The 17238-nt window shown below is 61.1% G+C and carries 16 protein-coding genes; 10 read left to right on the forward strand and 6 right to left on the reverse strand.

What is annotated here, in order from left to right:
* The 4 genes from AC0ZWN_RS02115 (at window position 1) to argE (ending at window position 3736) form a co-directional block, all read left to right on the forward strand.
* The gene (locus AC0ZWN_RS02115; protein WP_093437537.1) at window positions 1-1320 is read left to right on the forward strand and encodes a flavin-containing monooxygenase; all 1320 of its coding nucleotides are present in this window, start codon (window positions 1-3) and stop codon (window positions 1318-1320) included.
* Between the two features lie 57 nt (window positions 1321-1377).
* Window positions 1378-1794, forward strand: a complete 417-nt coding sequence (locus AC0ZWN_RS02120) for a RidA family protein (RefSeq protein WP_476333886.1) — start codon at window positions 1378-1380, stop codon at window positions 1792-1794.
* Window positions 1795-1913: 119 nt separating this feature from the next.
* Complete coding sequence (locus AC0ZWN_RS02125; protein ID WP_099758741.1) at window positions 1914-2591, forward strand: DUF1028 domain-containing protein; 678 nt, start codon at window positions 1914-1916, stop codon at window positions 2589-2591.
* Window positions 2588-3736: an acetylornithine deacetylase gene (gene argE, locus AC0ZWN_RS02130; RefSeq protein ID WP_476333887.1), complete on the forward strand. Its 1149-nt coding sequence runs from the start codon at window positions 2588-2590 to the stop codon at window positions 3734-3736. The genes AC0ZWN_RS02125 and argE overlap by 4 nt, the downstream gene beginning before the upstream one ends.
* An 18-nt stretch (window positions 3737-3754) precedes the next feature.
* Here argE and AC0ZWN_RS02135 read toward each other — a convergent pair whose 3' ends face one another.
* Complete coding sequence (locus AC0ZWN_RS02135; protein WP_476333889.1) at window positions 3755-4666, reverse strand: LysR family transcriptional regulator; 912 nt, start codon at window positions 4664-4666, stop codon at window positions 3755-3757.
* A gap of 235 nt (window positions 4667-4901) precedes the next feature.
* Between AC0ZWN_RS02135 and AC0ZWN_RS02140 the strand changes: the two genes are divergently transcribed.
* Both AC0ZWN_RS02140 and AC0ZWN_RS02145 read left to right on the forward strand, forming a co-directional pair.
* Window positions 4902-6317 carry a purine-cytosine permease family protein gene (locus AC0ZWN_RS02140; protein ID WP_093437518.1) on the forward strand — a complete coding sequence of 472 codons (1416 nt, stop codon included), beginning with the start codon at window positions 4902-4904 and terminating at the stop codon, window positions 6315-6317.
* A 100-nt stretch (window positions 6318-6417) separates the two neighbouring features.
* On the forward strand, window positions 6418-7041 hold the full coding sequence (locus AC0ZWN_RS02145) for a glutathione S-transferase family protein (protein WP_476333890.1): 624 nt from the start codon (window positions 6418-6420) through the stop codon (window positions 7039-7041).
* Between the two features lie 6 nt (window positions 7042-7047).
* Here the strand turns inward: AC0ZWN_RS02145 and AC0ZWN_RS02150 are convergent, their stop codons facing one another.
* Window positions 7048-7545 carry a winged helix-turn-helix transcriptional regulator gene (locus AC0ZWN_RS02150; RefSeq protein WP_476333891.1) on the reverse strand — a complete coding sequence of 166 codons (498 nt, stop codon included), beginning with the start codon at window positions 7543-7545 and terminating at the stop codon, window positions 7048-7050.
* 98 nt (window positions 7546-7643) lie between these two features.
* On the opposite strand from AC0ZWN_RS02150, the gene AC0ZWN_RS02155 reads away from it, so the two are divergent.
* Window positions 7644-8282: a cysteine hydrolase family protein gene (locus AC0ZWN_RS02155; protein ID WP_320414273.1), complete on the forward strand. Its 639-nt coding sequence runs from the start codon at window positions 7644-7646 to the stop codon at window positions 8280-8282.
* The gene (locus tag AC0ZWN_RS02160) at window positions 8279-9844 is read left to right on the forward strand and encodes an aldehyde dehydrogenase (NADP(+)) (RefSeq protein WP_476333892.1); all 1566 of its coding nucleotides are present in this window, start codon (window positions 8279-8281) and stop codon (window positions 9842-9844) included. The genes AC0ZWN_RS02155 and AC0ZWN_RS02160 overlap by 4 nt, the downstream gene beginning before the upstream one ends.
* A 27-nt stretch (window positions 9845-9871) precedes the next feature.
* Here the strand turns inward: AC0ZWN_RS02160 and ptrR are convergent, their stop codons facing one another.
* Window positions 9872-10750, reverse strand: coding sequence for a putrescine utilization regulator PtrR (ptrR, locus tag AC0ZWN_RS02165; RefSeq protein ID WP_186614361.1), 879 nt, complete (start codon window positions 10748-10750; stop codon window positions 9872-9874).
* Window positions 10751-10853: 103 nt separating this feature from the next.
* Between ptrR and AC0ZWN_RS02170 the strand changes: the two genes are divergently transcribed.
* Window positions 10854-12245 (forward strand): aldehyde dehydrogenase family protein, encoded by a 1392-nt coding sequence (locus tag AC0ZWN_RS02170; protein ID WP_476333894.1) that lies wholly within the window; start codon window positions 10854-10856, stop codon window positions 12243-12245.
* 114 nt (window positions 12246-12359) lie between these two features.
* On the opposite strand, the gene AC0ZWN_RS02175 is transcribed toward AC0ZWN_RS02170, so the two are convergent.
* Both AC0ZWN_RS02175 and AC0ZWN_RS02180 read right to left on the reverse strand, forming a co-directional pair.
* Window positions 12360-13904 carry an MFS transporter gene (locus tag AC0ZWN_RS02175; RefSeq protein WP_476333895.1) on the reverse strand — a complete coding sequence of 515 codons (1545 nt, stop codon included), beginning with the start codon at window positions 13902-13904 and terminating at the stop codon, window positions 12360-12362.
* Between the two features lie 131 nt (window positions 13905-14035).
* Complete coding sequence (locus AC0ZWN_RS02180; RefSeq protein WP_476333896.1) at window positions 14036-14866, reverse strand: oxidoreductase; 831 nt, start codon at window positions 14864-14866, stop codon at window positions 14036-14038.
* A gap of 130 nt (window positions 14867-14996) precedes the next feature.
* Here AC0ZWN_RS02180 and AC0ZWN_RS02185 point away from each other — a divergent pair, with 130 nt between their 5' ends.
* Window positions 14997-15887 carry a LysR family transcriptional regulator gene (locus AC0ZWN_RS02185; protein ID WP_150693563.1) on the forward strand — a complete coding sequence of 297 codons (891 nt, stop codon included), beginning with the start codon at window positions 14997-14999 and terminating at the stop codon, window positions 15885-15887.
* A 4-nt stretch (window positions 15888-15891) separates the two neighbouring features.
* Here AC0ZWN_RS02185 and AC0ZWN_RS02190 read toward each other — a convergent pair whose 3' ends face one another.
* Window positions 15892-17058: an acetyltransferase domain-containing protein gene (locus tag AC0ZWN_RS02190; RefSeq protein ID WP_476333897.1), complete on the reverse strand. Its 1167-nt coding sequence runs from the start codon at window positions 17056-17058 to the stop codon at window positions 15892-15894.
* Between the last annotated feature and the right edge of the window lie 180 nt (window positions 17059-17238).

Consider the following 17238-nt stretch of genomic DNA (forward strand, 5'->3'; position numbering starts at 1 on the left):
ATGACCCCTGAAATAATAAAAACAGACACGCTGATCGTGGGTGCCGGCCAAGCGGGCGTGGCGATGAGCGAGCACCTGAGCAAACTCGGTGTGCCGCACCTCGTGCTGGAGCGCAATCGCATTGCCGAACGCTGGCGCACCGGGCGCTGGGACTCGCTGGTGGCCAACGGCCCGGCGTGGCACGACCGCTTCCCCGGCCTGGAATTCGATGACGTCGATCCCGACGGTTTCGCCCCGAAAGAACGTGTAGCTGACTACTTCGAAGCCTACGCAAAGAAATTCAATGCACCGGTCCGTACCGGCGTTGAGGTGAAAAGCGTGGTGCGCAATGTCGGCCGCCCGGGCTTCACTGTCGAGACGTCCGAAGGCGTGATCGAAGCCAGCCGCGTAGTCGCCGCGACCGGACCATTTCAGAAACCGGTGATCCCGGCGATTGCCCCGCAAGACGAACGTCTGTTGCAGATCCATTCCGCAGATTATCGCAACCCGCAGCAACTGCCGGCAGGCGCAGTGCTGGTGGTCGGTGCCGGTTCTTCCGGCGTGCAAATTGCCGATGAGCTACAACGTAGCGGCAAGCAGGTTTACCTGTCGGTCGGCGCTCACGACCGCCCGCCTCGCGCTTATCGCAACCGGGATTTCTGCTGGTGGCTCGGCGTGCTCGGCGAGTGGGATCAAGCGGCGATGAAACCCGGTCGTGAGCACGTGACCATCGCAGTCAGCGGCGCCCATGGCGGTCGCACCATCGATTTCCGTGGTCTGGCCCATCGCGGCATGACCCTGGTCGGCGTCACCGAATCGTTCAATAACGGCGTGGTGACTTTCAAGCAGGACCTGGTCGGCAACCTCACTCGCGGCGACGAGAATTATCTGGCGCTGCTCGATGCCGCCGATGCCTACATCGAGCGCAACGGCCTCGATCTGCCGGAAGAACCAGAGGCGCGCGAAACCTATCCCGACCCCGAGTGCGTGAAAAATCCGCTGGCCGATCTGGATCTGGCCGAGGCTGGCGTCACCTCGATCATCTGGGCCACCGGGTTTGCCGTGGATTACTCGTGGTTGCAGGTCGCAGCGTTCGATGACAAGGGCAAGCCTGTGCATCAGCGCGGCGTGTCGAGTGAGCCGGGGGTGTATTTCCTCGGTCTGCCGTGGCAGTCGCGCCGGGGTTCGTCGTTTATCTGGGGCGTGTGGCACGACGCCAAGCATGTCGCCGATCACATCGCCACCCAGCGCAAGTATCTGGACTATCGGGATGCCGAGCAGCGTGAAGCCGAGTTGCACCAGAACAGCCACAGCAAAGCCGCCGACACCGTCGACGCTTGACAGCCCTTTACGCCCCGGCGCCGATTGCGCCGGGCATACCTTCTTCAGGAGCTTTCCATGAGCCAGCCCACTCACACCCGCATCCGCATGTTCAACACCAAAGACACCTACCCGAACCAGACGCTGGACAACGACCTGTGCCAGGCCGTGCGCGCCGGCAACACCGTGTATGTACGCGGTCAGGTCGGCACTGATTTCGACGGCAATCTGATCGGTCTGGGTGATCCGCGCGCGCAGGCAGAACAGGCCATGCGCAACGTCAAGCAACTGCTCGAAGAGGCTGGCAGCGACATGAGTCATATCGTCAAGACCACCACATACCTGATCGACCCACGTTATCGCGAGGCGGTGTATGGCGAAGTCGGCAAGTGGCTCAAGGGTGTGTTTCCGATTTCCACCGGACTGGTGGTGTCGGCACTGGGGCAGCCGCAGTGGTTGATGGAGATTGATGTGATTGCGGTGATTCCTGCGTAAGGCATCACACCGAGTCGCGGCCTTCGCGAGCAAGCTCGCTCCCACAGGGGAATGTATTTCAATGTGGGAGTGAGCCTGCTCGCGAAGAGGCCAGTCCAGACACACAAGGAGTTCAATAGATGACCTTTTCAATCGCAGCCCGCTGCGCCGAAACCGGCCAGTTCGGTGTCGCCATCAGTTCCTCCAGCATCGCCGTAGGCGCCCGTTGCCCGTGGCTGCTGCCTGGTGTTGGCGCGGTGTCGAGCCAGAACATCACCCTGCCGTCTCTCGGCCCGGAAGTCCTCGCGCTGATGGAACAAGGTCTGGCGCCGGACGATGCGCTGGATAAAGTCCTCACGCGCAACGGCTACAGTCAGTACCGGCAGATCACCGCGATCAACCACCTCGGCCAGACCGCACATTTCAGCGGTGCGCAAACCCTCGGCGTGCACAACGCCGTCAGCGGCGAACAGTGCGTCGCCGCCGGCAACATGCTTGCCGGGCGTTCGGTGATCGAAGCCATGGTCAGCGCCTTCGAGGACGGCGAAGGTCAACTCGCTGATCGTCTGCTCAAAGCCCTGCACGCCGCACAAGCGCTCGGTGGCGAAGCCGGCCCGGTGCACTCCGCCGCTGTTGTGGTGGTCGGCGAGCAGACCTGGCCGATCGTCAACCTGCGCGTCGACTGGGCTGATGAAGACCCGATCGGTCAGTTGCAAAAACTCTGGAACGCTTACGAGCCTCAGCTTCAGGACTACATCGACCGCGCCCTCGATCCGGCCAAGGCGCCGGGCTATGGCGTGGCCGGTGATGACCGATGAACAGCGTCGAGTTGCTCAAGGCGCTGGTGGCGTTCGATACCACCAGCCGTGAATCCAACTTGCAACTGATCGAATTCGTTCGCGATTACCTCGAAGGTTTCGACGTGCCCTGCGCGCTGATCTACAACGATGAGCGCAGCAAAGCCAACCTGTTCGCCACGATCGGTCCGGTGGATCAACCGGGCATCGTGCTGTCCGGGCATACCGATGTGGTGCCGGTCGATGGTCAGCCGTGGACGCTGCCGCCGTTCGAACTGACGGAACGCGACGGCAAGGTGTTTGGGCGCGGTACCGCGGACATGAAGGGTTATATCGCCTGTGTGCTGGCGTTGGTGCGGGCGCTCGTGCAGGCGTCGTTGCGCCTGCCGGTGCACATTGCCTTGTCCTATGACGAAGAAGTCGGCTGCCTCGGCGTGCGTTCGTTGCTCAAGGTCTTGCAGCAACGCCCGATCAAACCGTTGCTGTGCATCATCGGCGAACCGACCGAATTGAAACCGGTGCTCGGCCACAAGGGCAAACTGGCAATGCGCTGCGATGTGCAGGGCCATCCTTGCCATTCGGCCTATGCGCCGCTCGGGGTCAACGCGATTGAATACGCCGCCGAACTGATCGGCGAACTGGGTCGCCTCGGCCAGCAACTGAAAGCGCCGGAGCATCACGATGCGCGCTTCGACCCGCCCTACAGCACGGTGCAGACCGGTGTGATCAGCGGCGGCAAGGCCTTGAACATCGTGCCCGCCGATTGCCGTTTCGATTTCGAGATCCGCGCCCTGCCCTCGCAGGATCCAGCGCTCGTCGCCGAAGCACTGAAAGCCTACGCCGAGCGCGAAGTGCTGCCGCGTATGCGCGCGGTCAGTGCGCAGAGTGATATTCGCTTCAGCGCCTTATCCGCGTATCCGGGGCTGGCCACCGATGCGCAAAGTCAGGCCGCTGAGTTGATCTCTGCGTTCTGCGGTTCAACGGATTTCGGCACCGTGGCCTTCGGCACTGAAGGCGGGTTGTTTGATGCAGTAGGCATTCCCACCGTGGTGTGTGGCCCCGGCAGCATGGATCAGGGTCACAAGCCCGATGAGTTTGTCAGCCTCGATCAGTTGCAGGCGTGCGATCAGATGCTTCAGCGCATGCTTGCGTTTATCAGTGATTGAACCCCGGCCCGACCGCCCTCACGGGTGCACTCGGGCCAGTTCTTCGCGGCAATGATCGACAAACAACTGCGCCGGTTTGGTCAGTTGCACCCGGCGCAGCCAGGCCGCCGACAATCCCGAACCGGTGACGTTTTCCGCCAGCGGCACGCACACCACTTGCTGGCCGTCGTAGGTGTAGTCGCTGAACGGTTTGGTCACCAGAATCGAAAAGCCGAAACCGTTGCCGACCATACCGCGCACCATCTCAATCGACGGTGAGCTGAAGACGATGTTCGGCGTCAGCCCGCGCTCTTCGAAGATGCTCACGAAATAGGTGCGGCTCGGCACCACGTCGAGCAGGATCATCGGTTCCAGCACCAGATCAGCCAGCGAGACCTTTGCCTGTTGCGCAAAGCGGTGGCTGGCCGGCAGCAACGCATAAGGCTGCTGGGGTGGCATCAGCGGCGTGGTTTCGATGGTGCTGTCCAGGTCGTGCTCGAACATCATTGCCACGTCGATGCTGCCGGCGGTCAGGGCCTGCACCAACTCTTGTTGTTCGCCATCACGAATGCGGATTTCCACCCCCGGCCAGCGCGACTTGAAGCCGGCGATCAAACGCGGCAAGTACAGTGGTGCGACGGTTTCGAAACAGCCGATATCGATCTGCCCCGCGACCACGTCATTGTCAGCCAGCGCATTTTGTTCGAACTCGTGAGCCACCCGCAGCAACTCCAGCGCCTTGCGATAGAACCGCGAGCCACTGGGCGTCAGCGAGACGCCTTGGGCGTGATGGCGGATGAACAACTGCACGCCGAAGCTCTCTTCCAGATGCTTGATCGCGGTGGAGACCGACGGCTGCGCGATGTAGAGCTTGCGTGAGGCCTCGGCAACGCTGCCGCAGTCGGCGGTGGTGACGAAGTATTTGAGCTGGCGCAGGTTGTAGGCGGCCATGTGAGTCTCCCGAAGAGCGCGAGTGTTCGCCCTGTTTCCCTGGCGCACGATCAAGCTTGAACATACCGGACGCAGGCGCCAGCCGAAGCATATTTTTTTTAAGGTCTGTAGCAACAAACTTACTAATTTATCTATCCCGACGCTTTGCACATGATCACTTCAACAAGAAATGCGCCGCCCGTGCCGGCGCTTGCCGAAGTACGTCCACGTACTCATCCTTGCCTTGGAGTTCGTCATGGCTACCCCAACAGCATCCTCCGCTCCGCTGATTGAAAAACACACGATAGGATACGTGCCCCCCGAAGATCGCCACGGAAAGGTCAGGGATCTGTTCACGCTCTGGTTCGGCGGCAATATCGCGCCGTTGCCCATCGTCACCGGTGCACTGGGCGTGCAGTTGTTTCACTTGAATCTGCTCTGGGGCATCGTCGCGATTCTCGTCGGCCATCTGGTCGGCGGCGTGTTGATGGCGCTGCACTCGGCGCAAGGCCCGCAGATGGGCATCCCGCAGATGATCCAGAGTCGCGCGCAGTTCGGCTCGCTCGGCGCGCTGCTGGTGGTGTTGATTGCCGGCGTCATGTACATCGGCTTTTTCGCCTCCAACATCGTGCTGGCCGGCAAGTCGTTGCATGGCGTGGTCGACAGCGTTCCGGTGCCGGTCGGCATCGTCATCGGCGCAGTCGGTTCGGGAGTCATCGGCATCATCGGCTACCGCTTTATCCACGTGCTCAACCGCATCGGCACGTGGGTGTTGGGGATCGGCATCGTTGTCGGTTTCGGCTACATCTTTACCCACATTCAAACCGATGATTTCCTCACTCGCGGCAGCTTCAACCTGTCCGGCTGGCTGGCCACTGTGTCGTTGGCGGCGTTGTGGCAGATCGCGTTTGCGCCCTACGTGTCCGATTATTCGCGTTACTTGCCGGCCGACGTCAAAGTCTCGTCGACGTTCTGGACCACGTATCTGGGTTCAGCGCTGGGGTCGAGCCTGGCGTTCATCTTCGGTGCCGTCGCGGTGCTGGCAACGCCCGTCGGCATGGACACCATGGACGCGGTGAAGCTCGCCACCGGTTCCATTGGCCCGCTGATGCTGGTGCTGTTTCTGCTCAGCGTGATCAGCCACAACGCCCTCAACCTCTACGGCGCGGTGCTGTCGCTGATCACTCTGGTGCAAACCTTCGCCTACCGCTGGATCCCCACCGCCAAGAGCCGCGCGGTGATCTCGATCATTGTGTTGCTGGCCTGCTGCTTTGCCGCCGTCGGTGCCTCGAAGGACTTCATCGGCCACTTCGTCGACATGGTGCTGGTGTTGTTGGTGGTGCTGGTGCCATGGACGGCGATCAACCTGATCGACTTCTACGCGATCCACAAAGGTCAGTACGACATCCAGTCGATCTTCCAGGTCGACGGCGGCATCTACGGCCGCTACAACCCGCAAGCCTTGCTGGCTTACGCGATCGGCATCGCCGTGCAGATCCCGTTCATGAACACGCCGCTGTACGTAGGCCCGGTGTCGGCGCACATCAACGGCGCGGACCTGTCCTGGCTGGTGGGGCTGCTGGTGACCTCGCCGCTGTACTTCTGGCTGGCCAATCGGGACACCTCCTATCGTCGGCGGATGATGGGCGGGAAACTGGCGAGCAGTCTGTGATTTTGACCTGATGAACAACCAAGGCCCGCCCAGTGCGGGCCTTGTCTATTGCGGTGTGGTATTACTTCAGGCCTGACGATTATTGGGTAAGGGAAATCCAATGCTGCGAATACTGGGTAAAGCCTCATCGATCAACGTGCGCAAAGTCCTGTGGACTTGCGCTGAATTGCAGATTCCTTTCGAGCGTGAAGACTGGGGTTCGGGATTCAGATCGACGCACGATGCGCAGTTTCTCGCGCTCAATCCCTGTGCCATGGTGCCGGTGATTCAGGACGGCGACTTCACGTTGTGGGAATCGAACACGATCATTCGTTATCTGGTGTCGCGCTACGACGGTTCGCACCTCTACCCGACTGACGCGCAAACCCGGGCGCGGATTGATCAGTGGATCGACTGGCAAGCGTCGGAGCTGAATCGCTCGTGGTCGTACGCCTTTCTGTCGCTGGTGCGACAGTCGCCTGAGCATCAGGACAGCACCGCACTGGCGGTCGGGATTGAGCAATGGTCGAAGAACATGGCAATCCTCGACCGGCAACTGGAGAAGACCGGCGCCTACGTCAGCGGCGAACAGTTTTCCCTGGCGGACATTCCCATCGGGCTGTCGGTGAATCGCTGGTTCGAAACGCCACTGGCTCACCCGGATTTTGCTGCGGTGAAAGCCTACTACGAGCGCTTGAACCTGCGCCCCGGCTACGTGCTGCACGGTCGCAACGGCACGCCGTGATCGAGGTTATTTGCCTTTGAACGCCTCACGCCGCGCCTGCCGTTCGGCGGCGTAGGCTGCTTGTGGCTGGCTGATCAGATCTTGCCGACGCAACGGTTCGCCACAGTGATCGCACAGCGGCCCGAGGCCGGCGTCGTGGTTGCAGTTTTTGTGGGTCATGTTCACCGCCAGCCCCTCCTCCGGTGATTTGCACCAGGTCTCTCCCCACGCCCGCAACGCGATGATTACCGGGTAGAACGCCTCGCCTTTCGCGGTGAGGTGGTACTCGTAGCGTTTCGGCCGTTCGTTGTACAACCGGCGCTCAACCAGCCCCTCCGCTTCCAGGCATTTCAGACGCGCGGCAACCATCTGCGGCGTACCGCCGGTCTGCGCCTGGATCTCGTCATAGCGATGATTGGCCATGAACAACTCGCGCAAAACCAGCACGGTCCAGCGGTCGCCGACGATCGTCTCGGCCCGGGAAATCGGGCACAGCGTATCGGGAAGACTATCGTTTACTGCCATCAGGGCTTGCCTCTTTTACAGTTACTATGATTATCATATCTACACGATGCCGGGACAAGCCCTGTGCATCGATAATTCCATTGCCGGAGCAAGCAGCCATGTCGAATACCCCCTATCCGCTGGACAGAACCGCCTACCTGTTGGTCGATCCGTACAACGATTTTCTGTCGGAGGGTGGCAAGATTTTCCCTTTGATCAAACCCATGGCCGAGCAGAACGGCCTGCTCGACAACCTGCGCAAACTCGACCGCACGGTGCGCGACCTGAACATTCCGGTGGTCATCGTACCCCATCATCGCTGGGAAAAAGGCGACTACGAAACCTGGGACCACCCGACCCCGACCCAATGCAAAATCATGCACATGCATCATTTTGCCCGGGGCGAATGGGGCGGCGAATGGCACCCGGATTTCGCCCCGAAAGATGGCGATATCGTGGTTCAGGAACATTGGGGTTCCAGTGGATTCGCCAACACCGACCTGGATTTTCGCCTGAAGCAGCAAGGCGTCACCCACGTAATCATCGTCGGCCTGCTGGCCAACACCTGCATCGAAGCCACCGCGCGCTATGCCTCGGAACTGGGCTACCACGTCACCCTGGTCCGCGATGCAACAGCGGCCTTCAAAGCGGAAATGATGCACGCCGCTCACGAACTCAACGGCCCGACATTCGCTCACGTGATTGCCAGCACCGACGAACTGATTGCCAACCTCAAAGCCCAGGGTGAAGCGCAATGAGTCTGACCGGCCATTTGCTGATCGGCGCGGCGGATGTTGCCGCCACCGAAGGCACGATGAAAGCGCTGAACCCGGCCACCGATCAACGGATAGAACCGGACTTCGCTTTCGGCGGTGCGGCCCAGGTTGATCGGGCTGCAACACTCGCCGATGCCGCGTTCGACCACTACAGCCACACCTCGCTGGCCGAGCGTGCCGCGTTTCTCGAGAGCGTCGCTGACAACCTCGATGAGGTGCGCAGCGAACTGGCGGCACGCGCGGCACTGGAAACCGGGCTGCCCGAAGCTCAGCTTGAGGGCGAAGCTTTGAGAGCCGCAATCCAGTTCCGCCAGTTCGCCGATGTGGTGCGCCGAGGCCGCTTTCTGCAATTGGCCATCGACCCGGCGCAACCCCAGCGTCAGCCACGTCCACGGATGGATCATCGCTTGCAAAAAATCGCCATCGGCCCGGTGGCGATTTTCGGCGCGAGCAACTTCCCGATTTCCTATTCGGTGGCAGGTGGCGATACCGCGTCGGCACTCGCGTCCGGGGCACCGGTGATTCTCAAGGCACACAACGCGCATCCCGGCGCCTCGGAAATCCAGGCCCTCGCCATTCGTAAAGCCGTGCAGGCGCATGGCTTGCCCGAAGGTGTTTTCTCGATGGTGCGTGGCGGCGGCAATGCCATCGGCGAAGCGCTGGTCGATCATCCGTTGATCAAAGCCGTGACCTTCACCGGCTCCGAACCGGGTGGCATGGCGCTCTATCGCCGTGCGCAATTGCGCCCCGAGCCGATCCCGGTGTTCACCGAAATGACCAGCGTCAACCCGACCTTCATCCTGCCCGAGGCGCTGGCGGCACGCGGCGCCGAAATCGGCGACGGCTTTATCGAGCGCATGCTGGTCAACGTCGGGCAGGCCTGTTTGTGTCCGTCGATCCTGATCGCCATCCGCGGTGCGGGGTTTGAAGAGCTGCGCAACGCCATGCGCAATCGGGTCAGCGAGGCATCGGCGCGGACAATGCTGACGCCGGGCATCCATGGTGCCTACGTCGAGGGTCTAATGGCGATGGAAGGTGCCGGCGCGCAGGTGATCGCGGCAGGCACGCCGGCCGATGCCACATTCGCCGGACGTGCTGCGTTGCTGGAAGTCGAGGGACACCGGTTACTCGGCGAACCGGCATTGGCTCATGAGGTGTTTGGTCCATCGGCGCTCCTGGTTGCTGTCAACGATGAAGCCGAGTTGCTGGCCGTCGCCCGTTCGTTCAAAGGTCAGCTCAGCGCGGCGATTCACCTTGAAAGTGTCGATATGGGATTGGCGCGGCGCCTGCTGCCAATTCTTGAACGCCGCACTGGACGCATCGTGGTCAACGCCTTCGCGCATCCACAGGAAGTAACCTTTGCCACGGTGCACGGCGGCCCTTTTCCGGCCACATCGGACAGCCGCTTCACTTCGGTCGGCATGACCTCGATCGAGCGTTTCTTGCGGCCCGTGGCTTATCAAGGGTTTCCGGATGAGTTGTTGCCAGAGGTGTTGCGCGAGAGTAATCCGCTGAATCTGCCGCGCAGCGTCGACGGGCAATAACGGCAACCCAGTGCGCGGCAGACGCGATCATGCATCTGCGCGCACCACCCCGCGCTCTTCCAGCAAGCGCACAAACATGCTCAGACTGCGCGATACCGTGCCCCGCCGCCATACCAGCCACGTGGTCAGATAGCGAAAATCCGCCGCCAATGGCCAGACGCTGACGGTCGCGCTGCCGGGCATGCTCTGCAGCATTTTGCGCGGCATCAAGGCCAGCCCGGCGCCTGCACTGACACAGGCGAGCATGCCGTGATAGGACTCCATTTCGAAGATCTTGCCCGGTACGGCGGCGTCGGTGCTGAACCATTTTTCAAAGTGGTGACGGTAGGAACAGTTGGAACGGAAGGCATAAATATTCTCGCCGTTGACATCCGCCGCGCGCTTGACGGGCGCGTGGTTGAGCGGCGCGATGATGACCATTTCTTCCTCGAATGCCGGCACACCTTCCAGCGTCGGATGCAGCACCGGGCCGTCGACAAAAGCTGCAGCCAGACGCCCGGACAGCACGCCGTCGATCATCGTGCCGGACGGCCCGGTGGACAGGTCGAGATCGACCTTGGGGTGCAATTGGTTGTACGCCGCGAGCAGTTCGGGAATGCGCACCGCCGCCGTGCTTTCCAGTGAGCCTAGCGGAAACGCGCCCTGCGGTTCCTCCCCCGCCACCGTCGCCCGGGCCTCTTGCACCAGGTCGAGAATTCGCCGCGCGTATTCAAGGAAACTCCACCCGGCCGGCGACAGGCGCAAACGGCTTTTCTCACGGATAAACAGATCAACGCCCAGATCCTGCTCAAGCTGCTTGATCCGCGTGGTCAGGTTCGACGGCACGCGATGAATCTGCGCGGCGGCGGCGCTGATGCTGCCGTGCTCGGCAACGGCTTTGAAGATTTCCAGCTGCACCAGATCCACAGTCATTCTCCAATCGTGAAAGAAACGATCTTTATTATTCAGTTTCCAGAAAACAAACACCACCCTACTCTAGGCCCATCCGACGAACATGCAGGACGATGCCATGAGCCAGATTTCCAGCCAGACCCACGCCATCTCGATCAACCCCGCCACCGGCGAGCAGATCGGTCACTACGCATTTGAATCCGCCACTGCCCTTGACGCTGCGCTGACCCGCGCCGCCTATGGCTTTGGCAAGTGGAAGCGCAAGCCGCTGCAAGATCGCTCGCGCTTGTTGAGCGCCCTGGCTGGTGCGTTGCGTGAAACCAGCGAAGCCATGGCCACGATGATCACCCAGGAAATGGGCAAGCCGATTGCTCAGGCCCGTGGTGAAATCGAGAAATGCGCCAAGCTCTGCGAGTGGTACGCCGAGAATGGCCCGGCCATGCTTGACGCTGAACCGACCCAGGTTGAAGGCGGCAAGGCGCGCATCGAATACCGTCCGCTCGGCCCGATCCTCGCAGTGATGCCGTGGAACTTCCCGATCTGGCAAGTGCTGCGCGGTGCCGTGCCGGCGCTGATCGCCGGCAACACTTACGTGCTCAAACATGCGCCGAACGTGATGGGCAGCGCCTATCTGCTGCGCGACGCCTTCACCCGCGCAGGTTTCGCCGATGGCGTGTTTGAAGTGATCAACGTCACCCCGGAAGGCGTTTCCACTGCCATCGCCGACTCGCGTATCGCCGCCGTGACCCTGACCGGCAGCGTGCGTGCCGGCATGGCCATCGGCGCTCAGGCCGGTGCCGCGCTGAAGAAATGCGTGCTGGAACTCGGCGGTTCCGATCCGTTTATCGTGCTCAACGACGCCGATCTGGATGAAGCCGTGCAAGCCGCTGTGATCGGTCGCTATCAGAACTCCGGTCAGGTCTGCGCAGCGGCCAAACGATTGATCATCGAAGCAGGCGTGGTTGAAGAGTTCACCCGCAAGTTCGTCGAGGCCACGCGCAAGTTGAAGGTCGGTGATCCGCTGTCTGCCGAGACCTACATCGGCCCGATGGCACGTTTCGACCTGCGTGATGAACTCGACCAGCAAGTGCGCGACACCCTTGAAGAAGGCGCAACGCTGTTGCTCGGCGGCGGCAAGTCTGAAGGCCCGGGCAACTACTACGAGCCGACCGTGCTGGCCGATGTCACCGACCGCATGACTTCGTTCAAACAGGAACTGTTCGGCCCGGTCGCCTCGATCATCACCGCCCGCGATTGCGCGCATGCCGTGGCCTTGGCCAACGACAGCGAGTTCGGCCTGACCGCGACCATTTACACCGCCAACGTGACACTGGCCCAGCAACTGACCAGCGAACTGGACACCGGCGGCGTGTTCATCAACGGCTACTCGGCCAGCGATCCGCGTGTGACCTTTGGTGGCGTGAAAAAGAGCGGTTTCGGCCGTGAACTGTCGCACTTCGGCGTACGCGAGTTCTGCAATGCGCAAACCGTGTGGCTGGATCGCAAATAATCCAGACACTTGAAAAACCTGTGGGAGCGAGCCTGCTCGCGAAGAGGCAATGTCAGTCAACACTTCTGTTGCTGACACACCGCTTTCGCGAGCAAGCTCGCTCCCACATTGGCTTTATGCGGCAGCCTGTTGCGGCTCTGCGACGCTGCGATCCTTGCTCAGCAGCCCTAATACCACCGCAGCCGCCACCAGCGTGATCACTGTCAGGATGTGCAGCAGATACTGAAACGCCGCAGCATACCCTTGCACCAGACGCCCGTTGGCCAGCCCCGGAACCGTGTTGACCGCATGGGCCATATCGCCGGTGGTCACCCGGTGCGCGGTCTCGGCGATCAGCGACGCCTCAGCGCTGCCTGTCACTGCGTGCAGGGCACTCGACAGATCGGCGTGCAGCAATGACGCCAGCACCGCCGCGACAATCGCCAATGCAATCCCCTCACCCGCCACTCGCACAGTGCTGAAGATGCCCGCCGCCATGCCGGCGCGTTCTTTCGGCACGACACTGACCGACAAACCATCCATCAGCCCCCACGGCAAACCGGCGCCAATACCGATCAGCAACATCGGCACCACCAGCGCAAATTTCGCGTCACCGACGTTGAACAAACTCAGCCAATGCAGGCCCACAGCGGCAATCAGGAAACCGGCACCGGACAAGATACCGGCGGAAACGAAGCGCGCCAGCGATGCGGCCAGCATCGGCACCACCAGCATCGGCGCCGACAACGCCAGTAACAGCAGACCGGCGTCGATCTCGCTCAGCCCCTCAACGCCGATGAAGCGCAGCGGCAACATCACCACCAGCACGATGTAGCAGAAACAGGTGCCGATCGGCAGCATCTGCACGCCGATGAATCGCGGATAACGAAACAGCGTCAGATCCAGCATCGGCCGTTCGACACGCATCTCGACGATCACGAAAGCGGCCAGCAACACCGCCGAAGCGCACAGCAAACCGAGCACAAGTGGACTGTCCCAACCACTGTCCGGCGCCTGGATCAGGCCAAACGTAAACAGCGCCAGCATTGCGCTGAACAGCAGCGTGCCCGGCCAGTCCAGCCCTTTGGCATGCGGGTCGCGGGTTTCACGCATGCGCGGCACACCGAAAACCAGCGCGATGATTCCAATCAACGCGGTAAAGACAAAAATCGCCCGCCAGTTGAAGGCCTCGATCAACGCACCCGCCACCAACGGCCCGAATGCCAGACCAATGCCGAACGTCGTGCCGAGCACGCTATACGCCCGGGTCCGGGCATGCCCTTCAAACTCTTGCGCCAACGCCGCTGAACCACTGGCCAGCGCCGCCGCTCCCGCCACTCCTTGTACAGCGCGCAACACATCCAGCCAGAACACCGAAGGCGCCAGACTCTGCGCGATCGACGCGGCGGTAAACAGCAACATGCCGAAGGTAAACAGGCGTTTGCGTCCGTACACGTCAGCCAATGCGCCGGCGGCCATCAGCAAACTGCCGAACGACAACATGAACGCATTGGTGATCCAGGTCAGCGCCACCGGACTACCGCCCAGATCGCGGCCAATGGCCGGCGTCGCCACCGCGCCTCCGGTAAAACTTAACGGCAGAACCAGCGCCGAGAGGCACACGGCCGCCAGTATGAGCAACTTGTCGCGCGTTCCGTGCGGCGGAGTCATAGCGTTCATCATTCCATCCCTTGAGCAATCACAGTGCTGCATAACGCAGCGAATAAGGCGCGAAAACCGCAGAAAAATCCACCGAAGTTTGCGCACGGAAAAGATGAGAGCGAGCAGCCTCGCTCTCACAGATCCGGCGTTCAGTTGGCGAAATCGGTAGACAGCGCCAGCTCATTCCACTCGGCCAGTTCTTGCGCCACCAACCGATTCTTCGCCTCGATGCGCGCCACCGTGTCACTTCCCAGCGCCAGGCGCTGCGGCGGATTCGGCGCATTGACCAGCGCCAGCATCGCCTCGGCAAACTTCTGCGGATCACCCGGTTGCGCATGGTTGGCCGCCTCGGCGAACGCACGCATCTTGCCAACGGTTTCGTCATAGTCCGCCAGCTCAAGCCGGGTTTTGATCAGCGACTGCTCATCAAGGAAATCCGTGCGGAAGAAGCCCGGCTCGACCACCGTGGCTTGAATGCCCAGCGGCGCCAGTTCCTGATGCAACGCCTCGGTAATGCCCTCGACGGCGAACTTGGTCGAGCCGTAAACACCCCAGCCCATATAAGCTTGGTAGCCACCGATCGACGAGATGTTGATCACCCGGCCACTGCGTTGCCCCCGCATATGTGGCAACACCGCGCGGGTAACATTGAGCAGGCCGAACACATTGGTCGCGAACAGGCGCTCGGCCTCGCTGGCGCTGGTTTCTTCGACGGCGCCGAGCACACCAAAACCGGCGTTGTTGATCAGCACATCGATACGGCCAAAACGCTTGATGCCTTCGGCAACCGCTTGGTGCGCTTCGTCTTCACGGGTGACGTCGAGACGCACCGCCAGCAGGTTCGGCTGAGCACCGAGGCGCTCGGTGATGTCTTGCGGGTTACGTGCAGTGGCGATCACCGCATCGCCGGCACGCAGGGCGCGTTCTGCGATCAAGCTACCAAAACCACGGGAAGCGCCAGTAATGAACCAGGTACGCATATCAACTCCTCCTGTCTGCGACCCTGGCGGTGGTGCCGGGTCTTCTTGATGAGTTGATGCGACTTTAAGGCCGTGTTACTGATGTGATAATCCCAGCAATTTTGCATGACTTTGTGAAAGGCATTCACAGATGAAATCACCTTCGGCAGCAGATCTGTCGGTCTTTCTGTACACAGCGCAGCACTTGAACTTCAGCAAAGCGGCCATCGAACTCGGCCTCACGCCCTCGGCCCTGAGCCATTCGGTGAAAGCGCTGGAAAATCGCCTTGGCGTGCGGCTGTTCAATCGCACTACGCGCAGCGTGGCGTTGACCGAGGCTGGCGAGCGCCTGTACGCGCGGTTGAAACCGGCGTTTCGCGACATCGACGATGCCCTGGAAGACCTCAACCATTTCCGCGATAAACCCTCGGGCAACCTGCGCATCACCTGCGGACGGCAAGCCTGTGAACTGGTGCTGCTGCCGATTGCCAGCGAGTTTTTGCTGGCCTATCCAGACATCCGTCTGGAAGTGGTCGAGAGCGATGCGCTGCTGGATATCGTCGCCAACGGTTTTGATGCCGGCGTGCGCTTCGGCAATCGTCTGGAAGCCGACATGGTGTCGCTGCCGATCGGCCCGACAATGCGTTCGGTGGTGGTCGGATCGCCAGCCTTTTTTGCACGCCACGCGGCACCGCAAAAGCCTGAGGACCTGCACGGACTGCCGTGCATCCGCCACCGCTTTCCCAGCGGCTCGATGTACCGCTGGGAACTCGAACGCGGCGGCATCGCCCAGGAAATCGAAGTCAACGGCCCGTTGACCCTCGGCGATGTCAGCCTGATGGTCGGGCCCGCGCTGCAAGGGCTGGGCCTGGCCTATGTGTTCGAAGACATGGTCAGCGAACACTTGGCCAGCGGGCGTCTGCTGCAAGTGCTGGGAGACTGGTGCCCGTTCTATCCGGGTCTGCACTTGTACTACCCGAGCCGGCGTCATGTGCCGGCACCGCTCAAAGCGTTTATCGATTTCGTGCGCAACCGGCGCTAGGAGCTTACAAGTACTTCAGCCAAGCGATGTCACGGCGACGAGCCTTCAACGCCGAAAACCAACGCACGGCCGGGTACAGCGCAATCGACAGAAGCGCTGCCGCCAGCCAGATCGCCGCCACCGACGAAAAGCCGAAATAGCTGCCCTGATTCAGCCCGAACAGGGCCACACCGATCAGGTACAACACCTTCAACGCGTACAGATGCAGCAGATAGAAAAACATCGGCGCCGAACCGAACACCGTCAGCCAACGAATCCAGCGACGCTCCTGCAAGCGTTCGAATCCCAATAGCAGTAACAACCCAGCGCTCACGGTCAGCGCGATAAACAGCAACGACGGCGGGTACTTGGTGATGTTGAAAAAGCTCATCAAGGTTTGCACCGACGTATCGCCCACGGCCCACGATTTCTCGCCATAGCCGTTGATCAGCCGCAGTCCGACAAAGCCCAGCAGTCCTGCGCTCCCCGCGATCAGCAGTTGCCACTGACGCAAACCCGCTTCAACGCCACGAGCAAACCACGGCCCGAGCGCATAACCCAGACCGATCACACCGATCCACGGCAGTAACGGATAGGAGGTGCGCAGGCGCAGATTTTCACTGACTTCGATCCAGCCACGATCATGCAAAATCGCCCACGGCACATGCAGCGCCGACTCCACCGGGAAATACACCGCGTCGAGCAGGTTGTGTCCGGCGATGATCGTCAGGCTCAACGTCAGCAACAGCCAGCGCGGCAGCCACACCAGCAGCGACAGGGCGATCATGCTCAAGCCGATCGCCCAGATCACTTGCAGATAAATCACACTCGGTGGCAGTTGGAAGGTCCACGCGAAGTTCACCAGCGTGAACTCCAGCACCACCAGAAACAGACCGCGTTTGAACAGAAACGCACTGACATCGGCCTTGCCTGCGTACTTTTCGCCGAACAACCACGCCGACAATCCCGTCAGCAGCACGAACACTGGCGCACACAGATGCGCCAGCGTGCGACTGAAAAACAACGCCGGTTCAGTGCTGGCAATGTCCATCGGGTCGGCGACCTGGCGGTGCAGCAAAAAAGTTTCGCGCACGTGGTCCAGCAGCATGAACAGAATGACCAGGCCTCTGAGGGCGTCAATGGACAGCAGCCGGCCAGTGGGCGAGGCAGAATGGGGGAGCGCAATTGTCATGAGCGTTTCGCAATCGAAGGGTTAACAGCGGGCGCCGACAAGGACTGCCCTGAAAATGTTGCGTTACCTTATAACACTAAAAAGCAAAATCCAAAGCCCAATCGATAGCAATTCTCAGAAAACCGCAGCCGATCACACCGTCCAGGTTGCCCAATAGCCTCAGGCTTCTATAGTGATCAG

The sequence above is a fragment of the Pseudomonas sp. 3B-A001-10F genome (assembly GCF_056313565.1).